The following is a 16,471-nucleotide window of genomic DNA, read 5'->3' on the forward strand; positions in this document are numbered from 1 at the left end:
GCTCCAGCCTCGATGCGCCGCTCCGGTCCGCAAGGGACTAGGCGCGCGCGGGCCGCGACGCTATTGATCGCAGCGTCGGTCTCGATCGTCGCGTCCCCGGGGCAAGAATGTTCAAGAAGATTTTGATCGCCAATCGCGGCGAGATCGCCTGCCGCGTGATCAAGACGGCGCGGCGCATGGGCATCGCCACCGTCGCCGTCTATTCGGAGGCCGACCGCGACGCCCTGCACGTGGAGATGGCCGACGAGGCGGTCGCCATCGGTCCGGCGCCGGCGGCGCAGTCCTATCTCGTCATCGACCGGATCGTCGAGGCCTGCAGGGCGACCGGCGCCGAGGCGGTCCATCCGGGCTATGGCTTCCTCTCCGAGCGCGAGGCCTTCGCCGAGGCGCTGGCCGCCGCCGGCATCGTCTTCATCGGCCCCAACGCCCGCGCCATCGCCGCCATGGGCGACAAGATCGAATCGAAGAAGGCCGCGGCCGCCGCCGGCGTCTCGACCGTGCCGGGCCATCTCGGCGTCATCGCCGACGCGGCCGAGGCGGTGCGCATCGCCGACGACATCGGCTATCCCGTGATGATCAAGGCCTCGGCCGGCGGCGGCGGCAAGGGCATGCGCATCGCCAGATCCGCCGCCGAGGTGGAGGAGGGCTTCCGCCTCGCCCGCTCGGAAGCCAAGTCCTCCTTCGGCGACGACCGGGTCTTCGTCGAAAAATTCATCGTCGAGCCGCGCCATATCGAGATCCAGGTGCTCGGCGACAAGCACGGCAACGTCATCCATCTCGGCGAGCGCGAATGCTCGATCCAGCGCCGCAACCAGAAGGTGGTCGAGGAGGCGCCCTCGCCGCTGCTCGACGCGGCGACGCGGGCCAGGATGGGGGCTCAGGCCGTCGCCCTGGCCAAGGCCGTCGACTATGATTCCGCCGGCACGGTGGAGTTCGTCGTCGGCCAGGACAAGACCTTCTTCTTCCTGGAGATGAACACCCGCCTGCAGGTGGAGCATCCCGTCACCGAGCTCGTCACCGGCATCGACCTCGTCGAGCAGATGATCCGCGTCGCCGCCGGCGAGACGCTGGCGCTGACCCAGAAGGACGTGGGCCTCCACGGCTGGGCGATCGAATCGCGCGTCTATGCCGAGGACCCGACCCGCGGCTTCCTGCCCTCGATCGGCCGGCTCACCACCTACCGCCCGCCGGCCGAGCGCCACGACAAGGGCGTCACGGTGCGCAACGACACCGGTGTCTTCGAAGGCGGCGAGATCTCGATCCACTATGACCCGATGATCGCCAAGCTCTGCACCCATGCCCCGAGCCGCGGCGCGGCGATCGATGCGATGGCCGAGGCGCTCGACGCCTTCGCCATCGAGGGCATCCGCCACAACATCCCCTTCGTGGCGGCGCTGATGCGCCATCCGCGCTGGCGCGAGGGACGGCTCTCCACCGGCTTCATCGCCGAGGAATTTCCGGGCGGCTTCGCCCTCGAGGCGCCGACCGGCGCGCTCGCCCTGCGCCTCGCCGCCGTCGCCGCCGCCATCGATCATGTCCAGAATCAGCGCAAGCGCCGGATCAGCGGCCAATTCGCCTGGCGCCCGGTGGTGTTCGACCGCGAGCGCGTGGTCGTGCTGGCGGGCGCGGCCGTCGATGTCGAGGTCGACGAGGCGCAGGGCGACATCCAGGTGACCTTTCCCGGCAAGGGCGGCGGCGCCGGCGAGCTGCGCATGGTGCGCAGCGCCTGGAAGCCGGGCGAGCCGGTCTGGCACGGCCTGGTCGACGGCGAGGCGGCGAGCGTGCTGGCGCGGCCGATCCTCAACGGCATCGCCCTGTCGCATCGCGGCTTCAGCGCCGAGGCGCGGGTCTACACCCGCCGCGAGGCCGAGCTCGCCCGCCTGATGCCGGTCAAGCTCGCCGCCGACAGCGGCCGGGCGCTGCTCTGCCCGATGCCCGGCCTGGTGCGTTCGATCGACGTGGTCGTCGGCCAGGCCATCAAGGCCGGCGAGACGCTCTGCGTGGTCGAGGCGATGAAGATGGAGAACGTGCTGCGCGCCGAGCGTGACGCCACCGTCAAGACCATCCGTGCCAAGCCCGGCGACAGCCTGGCGGTGGACGCGGTGATCATGGAATTCGCCTGAGGGGGATTGCCGGGGGAACCCGGCCCAGACGCGGGCGCGTGCCAAGTCGCACACGCCCGCGTCTGGGCCGGTTGCGGGCGCGAAGCGCGAAATGCGATAGGGCGGGACCGTCCGCACGCGCTGCGAGCCTTGGGGGGCTGGGCCGCGGCGGATCCGCGCGAGGGCTCGACTTGGACATTCTGCAGCAGATCTTCACCTGGGACGCCGTGCCGGGCCACGTCGCCTACGCCATCATCGCCGTCTCCTATCTCCTCACCAGCATCTTCTGGCTGCGGGTCGCCGCGGTCGTCGGCATCGCCTTCGAGATCTGCTATTTCCTCCTCAGCGGCTCGCTGGTGTGGACCAGCATCGTCTGGGACAGCGCCTTCATCCTCATCAACCTGGTCCAGGTCGGGCGGCTCTTGCGAGACCGGCTCAGCCTCGACCTCACCGCCGACCAGCGCGCCTTCCTGGCGCCGATCGTCGGGCAGCTCGACAAGGCGCAGATCGCCCAGCTCCTGCGCACGGCGCAATGGCGCGAGCTTGCCGCCGGCGCCGTGCTGACGGTCGAGGAGCAGCCGGTGGCCGACCTCACCTTCGTCTGCGAAGGGCGGACCGAGGTCGCCGTCAAGGGCCAGGTGGTCGCCCATGTCGGGCCGGGCGCCTTCATCGGCGACGTCTCCTTCACGACAGGCGTCGCCGCCACCGCCACCGTGGTGGTGGACGAGCCGGCGCGCGTGCTCGCCTTCGACCAGGAGAAGCTGCACGCGCTGTGCAAGCGCGACCAGCAGATCGCCTCGGCGCTGTACAGGCGCATCGGCGGCGGCCTCGCCGACAAGATGCGGATGACGACCGGCCGGCTCTGAGCGCGGCAAGCCGGCGTTAACCATCGCGGCGTCATCATCGTGCCATGAGCCGCTTCGCCGCCGCCCTCAAGGACATGCTGGACCTCCTGGTCCTGCCCTCGGGCGCGATCGGACGCTCGGCCTTCGCCTCCGGCGCCGCCGCGCTCTGTCTCGCCGCCGTGCTGCTCGACCGGGTGGTGGCCTGGCTGGCCGATCCCGGCGGCATCGTCCCGTTCCTGTTCATGATCCTGGTCGCCTGGTCGGCCGGCTGCCTGTCGCGCAAGCGCCTGCACGACCTCGGCTGGTCGGGCCTGGCGATCGCCGCCTTCCTCGCCGCCTATATCGTCATCGTCGTCGGCTCGCCCTTCGTCCTGGCCGTGCCGCCGCCGGGCAGCTGGGAGCACGCCCTCCTGATGGCGGTCCTGTTCGCCGGCCCGATGATCGGCTGGTTCGGCTGGCTGGTGGCGGCGCCGGGCGAGGCCGCCCGCGGCCAGACCCGGGCCGCCGGCGACCCGAGCCGGGCCGCCGGCGTCACCGCGCCGGTGTAGCGACGGTCGGCCCGAAGATCGGCTCGAAGGCCTCGCGCAGCGCCTCGTCGGCATCCCGCATGGTCACGGGCAGGCCGAGGTCGACCAGGCTGGTGACGCCGTGGTCGCGGACCCCGCACGGCACGATGCCGGAGAAATGCTCGAGGTCCGGCTCGACATTGAGGGCGATGCCGTGGAACGACACCCATTTGCGCATGCGGATGCCGATGGCGGCGATCTTGTCCTCGGCCCCGGCGCCGCGCTCGGGCCGCCGCACCCAGACGCCGACGCGCTCCTCCCGCCGCTCGCCGCGCACGTGAAAGGCCCACAGCGTTGATATCAGCCAGGCTTCCAGCGCCGAGACGAAGGCGCGCACATCCTCGCGCCGGCGCTTGAGGTCGAGCATGACATAGGCGACGCGCTGGCCCGGCCCATGATAGGTGAACTGGCCCCCGCGTCCGGTCCAGTGCACGGGGAATCGGTCGGGCGCCACCAGGTCCTCGCTGCGCGCCGAGGTGCCGGCGGTGTAGAGCGGGGGATGCTCCACCAGCCAGACGCGCTCGGCCGCTTCGCCCGCCGCGATCAGCGCCACCCGCGCCTCCATCTCCGCCACGGCGGCCTCGTAGGGCGTGCGACCCTCGGCGACGACCCATTCCACCGGGGGCGAGCCGGGCGGCGGAGCGAAGGCGGTCTCGATCAGGTCGCGCGCGTTAACCAACGGTTCACCATAAGATGCTGACGTGCGCGTGGAGCGGCCGGCCTGCCCGGTGCCACGGCCCGTTCCGCCGCCCGGGTCCCGGGCGCGTTCGGCGCTCCCGCGCGACGAATCGCGCCGGAGCCCGGACGAGATGTAATGCCGGCGATCAGGATTGCCATGCCCGTTCTCGACGACGTGCCGCTCGAAGTCTCCGTGGTGCTGGGGGAGACCACCATGCCGATCCACCAGCTCTTGCGCATGGGCCGCGGCGCGGTGATCGAGCTCAACCAGAGCGAGGACGACGACGTGATGATTCTCGCCAACAACCTGCCCGTGGCCCGCGGCAAGGTCTCGGTCTACGGCAGCCGCATCGCCATCGAGGTGCGCGAATTGATCCGCAAGCCCAGCATCGTCGCCCAGATCTGAGCGTGGCGCAGCGAGTTCGCCTCCCGGGTGTTTTCGACCTTGTCGGCCCGGTATCGATCTGTTAGACGATGCGCCGCTTCGCCGGGCAGGCCCGAGTTGCGAAGGCGGTCATGGCGGAATTGGTAGACGCGCTAGCTTGAGGTGCTAGTCCCGCAAGGGGTGGAGGTTCGAGTCCTCTTGACCGCACCAGATTTGAGCGACTGCTCCGGAACGGCGGCCCCAGTGGCCGCCGTTTTGCCATGCGGACCGTCTCAGCCGCCGGCGCCCTTGGCGCTCGAGCGCAGGATCCGCTCGGTCTCCGAGGTCCATCCCGCCGGCGCCGGCCGGGTCTCGAGCGGCCCCGGGCCCGGCACCAGGTGGACGATGCGGTAGCCCTTCTCCTTCAGCGCCCTGAGGAAGCGCGGCAGCATCGCCACGGTGCGCGGCTGGATGTCGTGCAGGAGCACGATGCCGCCCTTCGAGCGGTCGAGGCGGGCGAGCAGCCGGGCGAGCTCCTGGTCCGGCGTCATCGGCTCCCAGTCGCCAGCCCACAGGTCGGCGCCGAAGACGACGATGTCGCGGCTGGCGAGCCAGGAATCGAGCGCCGGCGAATCGGCAAAGCCGGGAAAGCGGAAGAACGGGGCGCGCGGCTCGTTCCAGGCGTCGCCGTAGACCGCCTCGTCGACGGCCTGGAAGCCCTTGTCGATATTGGCCTGCGCCGCCGCCACGCCGAGATGGCGCATGTTGGGATGCGTCATCGAATGATAGGCGACGGTGTGCCCCTCCTGCAGCACCCTGGCGGCCAGGCGCGGCGCCGCCGCCGCGTTGCGGCCGATCATGAAGAAGGTCGCCTTGACGCATTCGGCGTCCAGCGCCGCCAGCACGCGCTCGGTCTTGCCCGGCATCGGCCCGTCGTCGAAGGTCAGCACCACCTCGCCCGGGGCGAGCGGCAGGGTCCGCGGATAGGTCTTCAGCCCCACCGCGCCGCCGCCGAGCGTGCCGACCCGCAGGGTGCGCGAGACGCCGAGGGCGTCGGGACCGCAGGCGAGGGCGGGGCCGCTCAGCGCGGCGAGCACAAGGGCGAGGGCGATCGGTCTCATGGCGCTGCTCTGGCACGCGATTGCGCCTGCCGCATGGCGGCGTGCCCGGCCGCCCCTCAGGCCGAGGCTTCGTCGAGGCGGGTGAGGAGCTCGGCGGCGGCGGCCTCGATGTCGGCGACGATGGCGGTCCGCATCGCCGGCGGGTTGGCCATGCGCATCGCCTGCAGCATCTCGGCATGCTCGCGGTTGGAGACGGCGTAGTTGCCGCTGGCGTGCAGCAGGTGGAAATACGGGCTGATCTGCAGCCACAGGCTCTCGATCACGCCGAGCAGCACCTCGGAGCCGGCGGCGCGGTAGATCGCGAAGTGGAAGTTGCGGTTGGCGCGCAGATAGCCCTTGACGTCGCCGGTGGCGGCCGTGGCCGAGAGGGTGGCGAACTCGCCCTCGAGATAGGCGAGCTCGGCCGGCGCCGTCTGGCCCGCCGCCCATTCGCCCGCCAGGCCCTCCACAGCCATGCGCACGTGCTGCAGGTCGAGCAGGCGCTCGCGCGTCAGGCGCGGAATGCCGATCGACCGGCCGGAGATAACGGTGAGCGCCCTGGCGGCGGTGAGGCGCTGCAGCGCCTCGCGCACCGGCATGGCGCTGACCCCGAAGGCGTCCGACACCGCCTGGATGGTGACGGTCTGCCCGGGTGCGATCTCGCCGTTGAGGATGAGGTCGGACAGCCGCCGATAGACCTGGTCCTGGAGGGTGGCCTTGGGAACGAGGCTGACGGGAAGGGCGAGCGGCTTCGGCACGGAACGGCAATCCGGTTGCGACCGCTCATCAATGCACCGCGGCGCAGTCGCGATCAATCGCCGCGGCGTGGCTTGCGATCTTCGATTATTGATCTATGATCAAATGCAAGTGGTCAAGGAACCACGTGCAGGCGCCCAGGGCGCCGGAGGAAACGGGAGGACTGTCCATGGGATTCTGGTCGACGATGCGTCGCGGCCTCGGCGCGGCCGTGCTGGCGGGCGCTGCGGCTCTGGCGCCCGACCCCGCCGCCGCGGCGGGCAAGTTCAAGATCTTCCTGAGCATGAGCTATATCGGCAATGACTGGCAGGCCGAGGCCGCCAACATGGTCAAGGCCATGGCGGCGCATGCCTCGATGGCCGACAAGGTCGACCTGCAGGTGCAGGTGGCGGGCCCCAACGCCCAGCGCCAGATCCAGCAGATCAACGCCATGGTCCAGGCCGGCGCCCAGGCGATCGTCGTCTATCCCATCTCGCCGACCGCCCTCAACGCGGCGGTGAAGAACGCCTGCGCCAAGGGCGTGGTCATCATCGCCTATGACGCGGCCATCACCGAGCCCTGCGCCTACAACGTCACCATCGATCAGGAGGAGGCCGGGCGCGTCACCGCCGACTGGCTGGCCAAGACGCTCGACGGCAAGGGCAATATCGTGATGATCACCGGCGTGCCCGGCACCTCGGTCGACACGCTGCGCACCAAGGCCGCCAGGGAAGTCTTCGCCAAGTATCCCGGCATCAAGGTCGTGGCCGAAGCGGTCGGCATGTGGAGCCAGGCGGTGGCCCGCACCGAGCTCTCCAAGATCCTGGCGACCCGCAACTGGGACCAGATCGACGGGCTGTGGATGCAGGTCGGCTGCTACACCGCCAACTCCATGCAGATCGAGGCCGGCAAGCAGGTGAAGGACCTGAAGCCTTGCGCCGGCGAAGGCTCCAATGGCGGGCGCGTGCAGATGCTCCCCGCCGGCACCGAGGTGGAGGGCGCCAACGCCACCTACACCCCGATGGGCGCCCCGCGCATCTCCTATGCCTCGCCGCCCTATTCCGGGGCGCTGGCCCTGAAGCTGGCGGTCGAGAAGCTGGAGGGCAAGGACATTCCCAAGCTCACCACGCTGCCGCTGCCGCTGGTGCGCAACGACACCATCAAGCTGTGCCAGGAGGGCACTTGGGCCGAGATGAAGGCCGGCTGCAACGCCTTCAAGCCGTCGATCGTGCCCAACCCCGGCTGGTTCGCCTCGATCTTCTCCGAGCAGACCCCCGAGATCGGCCTCAACGCCGCGCTGGTGGGCCAGCCGGAGAATTGAGGGGCGCCGATTACAGGCACAGGCGCGAGTTTGGCCAAGCCCCTCCCCCTTGCGGAGAGGGGTACGGGGTGGGGGTCGTTGGCGTAGGGCTCGCCCTATCCTGGGGGACCCCCATCTCTCACTCCTCCCCGCAAGGGGGAGGAGAGCGGTCGGCGGCGCGCCTCATACGATTCATCGTCGAGAGTCCGGATCCGCTCGCTTGCCGTCCATCGCCTCCCAGCCCGCCGTCGCCGTCGACCATGTCCGCAAGGCCTATGGCGCCACCGTCGCGCTCGACGATGTCGGCTTCGCCATCGAGGCCGGCTCGGTCCATGCCCTGCTCGGCGAGAACGGCGCCGGCAAGTCGACGCTGGTCAAGCTGCTCTCCGGCCTGGTCGAGCCGGACACCGGCGGCTTCCGCGTCTTCGGCGCGCCGGCGGCTTTGACCAGCCCGCGCGCGGCCCATGCCCACGGCATCCAGACCGCGTTCCAGGAGATGACGCTGGTCAAGAGCATGACCGTGCTCGACAACATGCTGATGCCCTATGCGCCGATGAACGGCCTCGGCCTGGTGCGGCGCCGGCACGCCGCCCGCCTGGTGGAGGAGCACTTCGCCACCATCGGCCTCGAGCACATCGACCCCGACGAGGAGGTCGGCGATCTCGATCTCGCCGTGCAGCAGAAGATCGAGGTCGCGCGCGCCCTGTTCCGCCGCCCAAAAATCCTGCTGCTGGACGAGCCGACCTCGACGCTCTCCGGCCGCGACGTCGACTGGCTCGGCGCCCTCATCGCCCGCGAGCGGGCCGAGGGCACCACCCTCGTCTTCATCTCGCATCGCCTGCGCGAGGTGCGCGACTTCTGCGACCGCGTCACCGTGCTGCGCAACGGCCGCCATATCGTCACCGGCGCGGTGAGCGAGCACAGCGACGCCGAGATCATCGGCATGATCGCCGGGCGCTCGCTGGCGCACGCCTTCCCGCCCCGGGCGGCGGCGGGCCGGGCGCTCGGCCCGGAAGTGCTCCGGGCCGACGGCGTCGGCACCGCGGGCAAGCTGGCGCAGGCCTCCTTCCGCCTGCATGCCGGCGAGATCCTCGGCGTCGCCGGCCTGCAGGGCATGGGTCAGCTCGACCTCTTCCTCGCCTGCTTCGGCATGGCCGAGATCGTCCGCGGCGGCCTCGCCGTCGACGGCCGGCCGACGGCGATCCTCGGCCCGCGCGAGGCGGTGCGGGCCGAGATCGGCATCAGCCTGGTGCCGGAGGACCGCAAGAGCGAGGCGCTGTTTCTCAAGCTCGGCGGCGGCCACAATGCCTCGCTGCCGGTGATCGAGCGCTTCACCCGTTTCGGCCTGATCGACGGCGCCGCCGAGCAAGCCGCCGTCGGCCGCGTCTTCGACCGGGTCGAGGTCGACCGCCGGGCGCTGTGGACGCGGGTTTCCGCCTTCTCCGGCGGCAACCAGCAGAAGATCGCCATCGCCAAATGGCTGCTGGCGCAGAGCCGCTGCCTCCTGCTCTACGACCCGACCCGCGGCATCGACGTCGGCACCAAGAACGAGCTCTACCGCCTGATCCGCGCCTTCGCCGATGCCGGCGGCGCGGTGCTGTTCTATTCCACCGAGATCCCCGAGATCGTCCATCTCGCCGACCGCGCCATCGTCTTCTATGGCGGGCGTGTCGCCGCCGAGATCGACGGCGCCGCCCTCAGCGAGGCGGCGATCCTGGCCGCCGCGCTCGGCTCGCTCGAGCCGGGGAGGGCGGCATGAGCGCGGCCGTGCTCGAGGCCCCCGCCGCGGCGACCGCCCGGGCCCGCCGCCTGCGCCTCGGCCTGGCGCGCCGGCGCGGGCTCGTCCTGGCGATCGCCGTGTTCTTCGTGCTGCTCGGCATCATCGCCATGGTGAGCGCGGCGCCGCTCGCCTATTACGACCTCTCGCAGATGGCCACCAACGGCGCGACGCTGGCGATCGCCGCCGCCGGCCAGACCCTGGTCATCCTCTCCGGCGGCTTCGACCTCTCGGCCGGCGCGGTGGTGTCGCTGGTCAACGTCGTGCTCGCCCGCTTCATGCCGGACCTCGGCCTGCCCGTGCCGGTGTGGATCGCCGTCGGCGTCGGCATCGGCTGCCTGACCGGCGCGTTCAACGCCGTGTTCATCGCCCTCCTGCGGCTGCAGCCGATCGTGGTGACGCTCTCCACCATGTTCATCCTGCAGGGCCTGACCCTCCTGGTCATGGACAAGCCGGGCGGGGCGGTCGACACCGGGCTCTCCGACCTCTTCATCGGCGATGCCGTGCCGAACCTCCTGCCGATCCCGGTGGTGCTGCTCGCCGTCCTGCTCCTGCTCTGGCTCTGGCTGAAGCGCAGCCGCTTCGGCATCGCCCTCTACGCCGTCGGCGGCGATGCCGAGGCGGCGCGGGCCACCGGCGTGCGCACCCGCCTGACCCTGTTCCTGACCTACGTCGCGGCCGGCGGCTGCTACGGCCTCGCCGGCGTGTTCATCAGTGCCCAGACCGGCTCGGGCGACCCGCTGGTCGGCAACCCGATGCTGCTGCAGATCTTCGCGGCTGTCGTGGTCGGCGGCACCGCGCTCGGCGGCGGGCGCGGCGGCCCGCTCGGCTCGGTGTTCGGCGCCTATATCCTGATGATGGTGGTCAATATCCTGCTGGTGCTCAACGTCTCGGCCTATTTCTCCACCATCGCCGAGGGCACGATCCTGATCCTCGCCGTGCTCGGCGCCTCGATAAGCCGGCGCTCGCGCCTCGCCGCGGCGCTGCGGGCCGCGCTCGCCTGGATGCGCGCCCGCCGCGCCGGGCTCCTGCCGGCCCAGCGCCGCGGCGAGGCGCCCCGGCTGGTGCTGCCGGATACGGGCGCCGCCCGGGCGCCGGCGGCCGAGCCCCCCTTCCGCGTCCGCCACGCCGAGGCGCTGCGCTTTGCCCTGCCGGCCTATGCCTGCTTCCTCGCCGTGCTCGTCGCCACCGAGCTGGCGCTCGGCCACACCCTGACCAGCTGGAGCTACTACAACTCGCTGATCGTGCTCTCCTCCTTCCTCGCCGTGCTGGCGCTGGGGCAGGGCACGGTGATCCTCACCGGCGGCCTCGACCTCTCCGTGCCCTGGACCATCGGCCTGTGCGGCATCCTGCTCGCCGGCATGGTCAAGGGCTCGGACGGCGCGCTGCTCTATGCGCTGCCGCTGGTGCTGGCCGCTGGCTGCCTGATCGGCTTCCTCAACGGCGTCGGCGTGGTGGTGCTCGGCCTGTCGCCGATCGTGGTGACGCTCGCCGCCAACGGCATCCTGCAGGGGCTGGCGCTGATCTATTCCAACGGCACGCCGGACGGCTTCGCCTCGCCCCTGCTGCGCGAGTTCATGACCGGCCGCGTGCTCGGCATCGCGCCGGTCGTGCCTTTCCTGGCGCTCTTCGTGACGGCGGCCGTGCTGCTGCTCGGCCGCACCGCCTTCGGCCGGCGGGTCTACGGCATCGGCAACGGCGAGCGCGTGGCGGCCCTGTCGGGCATCGCGGTCGGCCCGACCATCGTCAAGGTCTACATGCTCTCCGGCCTGTGCTCGGCCCTGGTCGGCGTGCTGCTCACCGGCTTCTCCGGCCAGGCGAGCCTGGGCATGGGCGACGACTACCTCCTGCCTTCGATCGCGGTCGTGGTGGTCGGCGGCGCGCTGATCACCGGCGGCCGCGGCCATTATCTCGGCATGCTCGGCGGCGTCTTCCTGCTCACCGCGCTGCAGACCCTGCTGGCGGGCACGACGCTGCCCTACGCGATCCGCGCCATCCTCTTCGGCCTCGTCGTCCTCGGCGCCGTCATGGCGCTGCGGGAGCGGCGGGCCTGACCCCGACGGAGCCGCCCCATGTCTTCCTCTTCAACCTCTTCCTCTTCAGCTTCCTCCTCCCCCTTCGGCGCCGATGCGGCGGCGGGCCTGCGCGTGCTGGTCACCGCCGGCGCGTCCGGCATCGGCCGGGCCATCGCCGACGCCCTGATCGCCCATGGCGCGCGCGTGCATGTCTGCGACGTCGAGGAGCGCTTCCTCGCCGACTACCGCGCCGCCCATGGCGAGGCCGGTGCCACCCGCGCCGACGTCGCCAGCGAGGCCGATGTCGAGCGTCTGTTCGCCGAAGTGGGGCGCCATCTCGGCGGGCTCGACGTGCTGGTCAACAATGCCGGCATCGCCGGGCCCACCGGCGGCGTCGAGGCGATCGCGCCGGCGGACTGGCGCCGCACCATCGACGTCTGCCTCACCGGCCAGTTCCTCTGCACCCACCATGCCGTGCCGCTGCTGAAGGCGGCCGGGGGCGGGGCCATCGTCAACCTGTCCTCGGCCGCCGGCCGCTTCGGCTATGCCTTCCGCACCCCCTATTCCGCGGCGAAATGGGGCGTGATCGGCTTCACCCAGAGCCTCGCCAAGGAGCTCGGCCCCGCCGGCATCCGCGTCAACGCCATCCTGCCCGGCATCGTCGAGGGCCCGCGCATGACCGGCGTGATCCGCGACCGCGCCGCCCAGGTCGGCGTCTCCTACGAGGCGATGGAGGCGACCTATCTCGACAGCATCTCGCTGCGGCGCATGGTGACGGCAGAGGACGTGGCCGGCACGGTGCTGTTCCTCGTCTCGCCGGCCGGGCGCAACATTTCCGGGCAGTCGCTCGGCGTGTGCGGCAATGTCGAGCGGCTCTGAGCCCTCTTGTCCGAAGCGAGGTTGGTGATGGCGACGATCGGGATCGTTGGATCGGGATTCATCGGGCGGGCCTGGGCGATCAGCTTCGCCCGCGCCGGCCACGGCGTCCGCCTGTGGGACGCGGCGGCCGGGGCGCCGGCGGCGGCGCTCGCCTATATCGCCGCCATCCTGCCGGACCTCGCCGGGGCCGGCCTGCTCGACGGCGCCACGCCTGAGGCGGTGCTGGCCCGCATCACGGCCACAGGCACCCTGGCGGAGGCGGTCGCCGAGGCCGACCACGTGCAGGAGAACACGCCGGAGGTGCTGGAGACCAAGCGCGCCGTCTTCGCCGAGCTCGACGCCCTGGCCCAGCCCGGCGCGGTCATCGCCTCCTCGACCTCGGCGCTGCTGCCCTCGCGCTTCACCGATCACCTGAAGGGACGGGCGCGCTGCCTGGTGGTCCATCCCATCAACCCGCCCTACCTCATCCCGGCCGCCGAGGTGGTGCCGGCGCCCTGGACCGACGCCGCCGTGGTCGCGCGCACCGCGGCGCTGCTCGCCGCCGCCGGCCACGCGCCGATCGTGATGAAGCGCGAGATCGACGGCTTCGTCATGAACCGCCTGCAGGGCGCCCTCCTGGAGGAGGCCTTCCGCCTGGTCGCCGACGGCGTCGCCTCGGTCGAGGACGTCGATATCGGCATCCGCGACGGCCTCGCCCTGCGCTGGTCGTTCATGGGCCCGTTCGAGACCATCGACCTCAACGCGCCCGGCGGCGTGCGCGACTATGTCATTCGCTACCAGTCGATCTACGAGCGGATCTTTCCCTCCACCCAGCGCCGGGTCGACTGGGCCGGGCCGGTGATCGAGACGGTGGAAGCCGAGCGCCGCGCCCGCCTGCCGGCCGAGGGCCTCGCCGACCGCCAGGCCTGGCGCGACCGCAAGCTGATGGCGCTGGCCGCGCACAAGCGGCGGCAGGTAGACGGGTAGTACGAGTGGGCGAGATGGAGACCCGTATCGGATACGGCGCGACGCCTGCGTCTTCCCTCCCCCTTGCGGGGAGGGATAAAGGGTGGGGGTCGCAGGCGTAGAACTCGAGGCTTCAGGATGTCGACGCTCTTGGACGAACGGTGCGCCCTATCCTGATGGACCCCCACCCCTTACCCCTCCCCGCAAGGGGGAGGGGATCGGCCGGCGTCGCACTCGCACGAAGCTGGCCGATCACCGGAATGACGAGGAAGGACAACGCCATGGCCCCTTCGAGCCTCCCCACCGGCAAGGTCATCATCAGCTGCGCCGTCACCGGCGCCATCCACACCCCCTCCATGTCGCCGCATCTGCCGGTGACGCCGGACGAGATCGTCGCGGACGGGCTCAAGGCCGTGGAGGCGGGCGCCGCGATCCTGCACCTGCATGCGCGCGACCCCGACACCGGCCGGCCCGACCAGACGCCGGAGGCCTTCGGCCGCTTTCTCCAGCGCATCCGCCAGGGCACGAAGGCGGTGGTCAACATCACGACGGGCGGCAGCCCGTTCATGACCGTGCAGGAGCGCATCCTGCCGGCGCAGACCTACCGGCCGGAGCTCGCCTCCCTCAACATGGGCTCGATCAATTTCGGCCTGTTCCCGCTCCTGCAGAAATACACCGAGCTCAGGCACGACTGGGAGCGCCAGCACCTGGAGAACACGCGCGACCTGGTTTTCCGCAACTCGTTCAAGGACATCGAGTTCATCCTGAAGACGTTGCGCGATAACGGCACCCGCTTCGAGTTCGAGTGCTACGACATCGCCCATCTCTACAACCTCGCCCATTTCATCGACCGCGGCCTCATCGAGCCGCCCTTCTTCGTGCAGTCGGTGTTCGGCATCCTCGGCGGCATCGGCACGCATCCCGAGGACGTGATGCACATGAAGCGCACGGCCGACCGGCTCCTCGGCGACGCCTATCGCTGGTCGGTGCTCGGCGCCGGCGCCAGCCAGCTGCGCATCGCCGCCATGTCCGCTTCCATGGGGGGCCATGTCCGGGTCGGGCTGGAGGATTCGCTGTGGGCCGGCAAGGGCAAGCTCGCCACCGCCAGCGCCGAGCAGGTGACGATGGTGCGCGGCATCATCGAGGGCCTCGGCCTCGCCGTGGCGACGCCGGACGAAGCCCGCGCCCTGCTCGGGCTCAAGGGCGGCGACAAGGTCGCGTTCTGAAGGGAGGCGGCCATGCTGCGGATCGAACGCCTCGGCGACGCCCGGGACGAGCTCGGCGAAGGCCCGCTCTGGGATGGGACCGAGCAGCGCCTCTATTGGATCGACAGCCTCGGGCGCCGCATCCACGCCTGCGACGCCGATGGCGGCAATCGGCGGAGCTGGCCGGTGCCCGAGCATATCGGCTCGCTGGCCCTGCGGCAGGGCGGCGGCGCCGTGCTGGCCTTGCGCGACGGCTTCTACGGCTTCGACTTCGGCACCGGCGCGGCGGTGAAGCTCGCCGACCCCGATCCCGGCAAGCCGCGTATCCGCCTCAACGACGGCAAGGTCGACCGCCAGGGCCGCTTCGTCGCCGGCTACATGGACTATGAGGAGAGCGATCCCCTTTGCTCGCTGTTCCGCCTCGATCCCGGCGGCACGGTCGAGCGGCTGGAAGAGGGCATCGTCTGCTCCAACGGGCCGTGCTGGAGCCCGGACGGGCGCATCTTCTACTTCGCCGACACCTATACCAGGGACATCTGGGCCTATGACTACGACATCGGCACCGGCCGGGTGGCCAACCGCCGTGTCTTCGCCTCCTTCCCCGCCTGCGGGCTGAGGGGGCTGCCGGACGGCGCCACCGTCGATGCCGAGGGCTATGTCTGGAGCGTCTCGGTGTACGAGGGCAAGCTCGTGCGCTTCGCGCCGGACGGCCGGCTCGACCGCACCGTCGGCCTGCCGGTCGAGAGCGCCACCAGCCTGAGCTTCGGCGGCCCGGACCTCGACATCGCCTTCGTCACCTCGATGGCCCGGCAGGTGAAGGGCCAATGGCCGCGCGAGCGCGAGGCCGGCGGCCTGTTCGCGGTGCATGGCCTCGGCGTCCGCGGCCTTCCCGAGCCGCGCTTCGCCGGCTGACGACAGAACAACAGACGGAGGAAATCATGCGCATCGAAGTCCTGGTCGACGTCAAGACCATCCTCGGCGAGGGCCCGCTCTGGGACGTGGACGAGCAGCGCCTCTATTGGATCGACAGCTTCGGCTGCAACGTCTTCCGCGCCACCGCGGACGGGCGCGAAGTGCGGGCCTGGGACGTGCCGGCCAAGATCGGCTCCATGGCGCTGCGCCGCCAGGGCGGGGCGGTGCTGTCGCTGCAGACCGGCTTCCACTTCCTCGACTTCAAGTCCGGCGAGACCAGCCTGATCGTCGATCCCGAGCCGGACGATCCGACCACCCGGATCAACGACGGCAAGGTCGACAAGCGCGGCCGCTTCGTCGCCGGCTCGATGGACACGATGGAGGCGGGGCCGAACGGCGCGCTCTACCGCCTCGACCCCGACCTCAGCCTGCACAAGCTCGACGACGGCATCATCGTCTCCAACGGCCCGTGCTGGAGCCCGGATGGGCGCATCTTCTACTTCGCCGATTCCTGGTCGGGCGAGATCTGGGCCTACGACTACGACCAGGACACCGGCGCCGTCGCCAACCGGCGCACCTTCACGCGCATCGACCGGTCCACCGGCGGCGCGGCGGACGGCTCCACCGTCGATGCGGAGGGGTATCTGTGGAACGCGCAGGTCTATGACGGCAAGATCATCCGCTACGCCCCTGACGGCTCGGTCGACCGCGTCATCGACATGCCGGTGAAGAAAGTGACCAGCGTCATGTTCGGCGGCCCCGAGCTCGACATCCTGTTCGTCACCTCCATGGCCAAGCCGCCTTTGCCGCGCTTCCCCGGCGACGGCATGCTGCGCGGCAGCCTGTTCGCCATCCACGGGCTAGGAATCCGCGGCGTGCCGGAGATGCGGTTCGCGGGGTGAGCGGGAGTAAGGCACCCGACGCGCCACGCAAAAAGCCTTCCCCACGCAGCTGGCTGTTTGATTCACACATCGCAGCAATCGAGCGATCTATTCTGGATGGGCGTGTTACTCCCATGACCTGCGTGGGATGGCGTTGTGTGGCATCC

At 70.7% G+C, this 16,471-nt stretch carries 15 protein-coding genes and 1 tRNA gene; 13 read left to right on the forward strand and 3 right to left on the reverse strand.

From position 1 onward, the window contains the following. The first annotated feature begins 107 nt into the window (after positions 1-107). From QO011_RS37100 to QO011_RS37110, 3 genes are all read left to right on the forward strand, one after another. On the forward strand, positions 108-2,123 hold the full coding sequence (locus QO011_RS37100) for an acetyl-CoA carboxylase biotin carboxylase subunit (RefSeq protein ID WP_307283991.1): 2,016 nt from the start codon (positions 108-110) through the stop codon (positions 2,121-2,123). 170 nt (positions 2,124-2,293) lie between these two features. Then, complete coding sequence (locus tag QO011_RS37105) at positions 2,294-2,968, forward strand: Crp/Fnr family transcriptional regulator (RefSeq protein WP_307283994.1); 675 nt, start codon at positions 2,294-2,296, stop codon at positions 2,966-2,968. Positions 2,969-3,012: 44 nt separating this feature from the next. Then, a complete protein-coding gene (locus tag QO011_RS37110) occupies positions 3,013-3,495 on the forward strand; it encodes a hypothetical protein (RefSeq protein WP_307283996.1) in 483 nt (160 codons plus the stop codon). Here the strand turns inward: QO011_RS37110 and lipB are convergent. After that, entirely contained in the window at positions 3,479-4,192 is a 714-nt protein-coding gene (gene lipB, locus QO011_RS37115) for a lipoyl(octanoyl) transferase LipB (RefSeq protein ID WP_307283999.1), read from the reverse strand. The genes QO011_RS37110 and lipB overlap by 17 nt on opposite strands. A gap of 156 nt (positions 4,193-4,348) precedes the next feature. Between lipB and QO011_RS37120 the strand changes: the two genes are divergently transcribed. Then, a complete protein-coding gene (locus tag QO011_RS37120) occupies positions 4,349-4,597 on the forward strand; it encodes a FliM/FliN family flagellar motor switch protein (RefSeq protein WP_307284002.1) in 249 nt (82 codons plus the stop codon). Between the two features lie 104 nt (positions 4,598-4,701). Next, a tRNA-Leu gene (locus QO011_RS37125) sits at positions 4,702-4,786 on the forward strand. 62 nt (positions 4,787-4,848) lie between these two features. Here the strand turns inward: QO011_RS37125 and QO011_RS37130 are convergent. Next, complete coding sequence (locus QO011_RS37130; protein WP_307284004.1) at positions 4,849-5,676, reverse strand: polysaccharide deacetylase family protein; 828 nt, start codon at positions 5,674-5,676, stop codon at positions 4,849-4,851. Positions 5,677-5,732: 56 nt separating this feature from the next. After that, positions 5,733-6,413 (reverse strand): GntR family transcriptional regulator, encoded by a 681-nt coding sequence (locus QO011_RS37135; protein ID WP_307284006.1) that lies wholly within the window; start codon positions 6,411-6,413, stop codon positions 5,733-5,735. Between the two features lie 167 nt (positions 6,414-6,580). Between QO011_RS37135 and QO011_RS37140 the strand changes: the two genes are divergently transcribed. The 8 genes from QO011_RS37140 (at position 6,581) to QO011_RS37175 (ending at position 16,325) form a co-directional block, all read left to right on the forward strand. Then, the gene (locus QO011_RS37140) at positions 6,581-7,711 is read left to right on the forward strand and encodes a sugar ABC transporter substrate-binding protein (protein WP_307284008.1); all 1,131 of its coding nucleotides are present in this window, start codon (positions 6,581-6,583) and stop codon (positions 7,709-7,711) included. A gap of 199 nt (positions 7,712-7,910) precedes the next feature. Further along, complete coding sequence (locus QO011_RS37145; RefSeq protein WP_307284010.1) at positions 7,911-9,449, forward strand: sugar ABC transporter ATP-binding protein; 1,539 nt, start codon at positions 7,911-7,913, stop codon at positions 9,447-9,449. Then, complete coding sequence (locus tag QO011_RS37150; protein WP_307284013.1) at positions 9,446-11,521, forward strand: ABC transporter permease; 2,076 nt, start codon at positions 9,446-9,448, stop codon at positions 11,519-11,521. Before QO011_RS37145 ends, QO011_RS37150 begins: the two co-directional genes overlap by 4 nt. Positions 11,522-11,539: 18 nt before the next feature. Beyond that, positions 11,540-12,361 (forward strand): SDR family oxidoreductase, encoded by an 822-nt coding sequence (locus tag QO011_RS37155; RefSeq protein WP_307284015.1) that lies wholly within the window; start codon positions 11,540-11,542, stop codon positions 12,359-12,361. A gap of 27 nt (positions 12,362-12,388) precedes the next feature. After that, positions 12,389-13,327, forward strand: coding sequence for a 3-hydroxyacyl-CoA dehydrogenase (locus QO011_RS37160; RefSeq protein WP_307284017.1), 939 nt, complete (start codon positions 12,389-12,391; stop codon positions 13,325-13,327). A 260-nt stretch (positions 13,328-13,587) separates the two neighbouring features. Then, complete coding sequence (kce, locus tag QO011_RS37165; protein WP_307284019.1) at positions 13,588-14,532, forward strand: 3,5-dioxohexanoate:acetyl-CoA acetone transferase; 945 nt, start codon at positions 13,588-13,590, stop codon at positions 14,530-14,532. A gap of 12 nt (positions 14,533-14,544) precedes the next feature. Then, positions 14,545-15,423, forward strand: a complete 879-nt coding sequence (locus QO011_RS37170; protein WP_307284022.1) for an SMP-30/gluconolactonase/LRE family protein — start codon at positions 14,545-14,547, stop codon at positions 15,421-15,423. Positions 15,424-15,449: 26 nt separating this feature from the next. Next, entirely contained in the window at positions 15,450-16,325 is an 876-nt protein-coding gene (locus QO011_RS37175; RefSeq protein WP_307284025.1) for an SMP-30/gluconolactonase/LRE family protein, read from the forward strand. Positions 16,326-16,471 lie beyond the last annotated feature (146 nt).

This window comes from Labrys wisconsinensis (assembly GCF_030814995.1).
GTDB lineage: Bacteria > Pseudomonadota > Alphaproteobacteria > Rhizobiales > Labraceae > Labrys > Labrys wisconsinensis.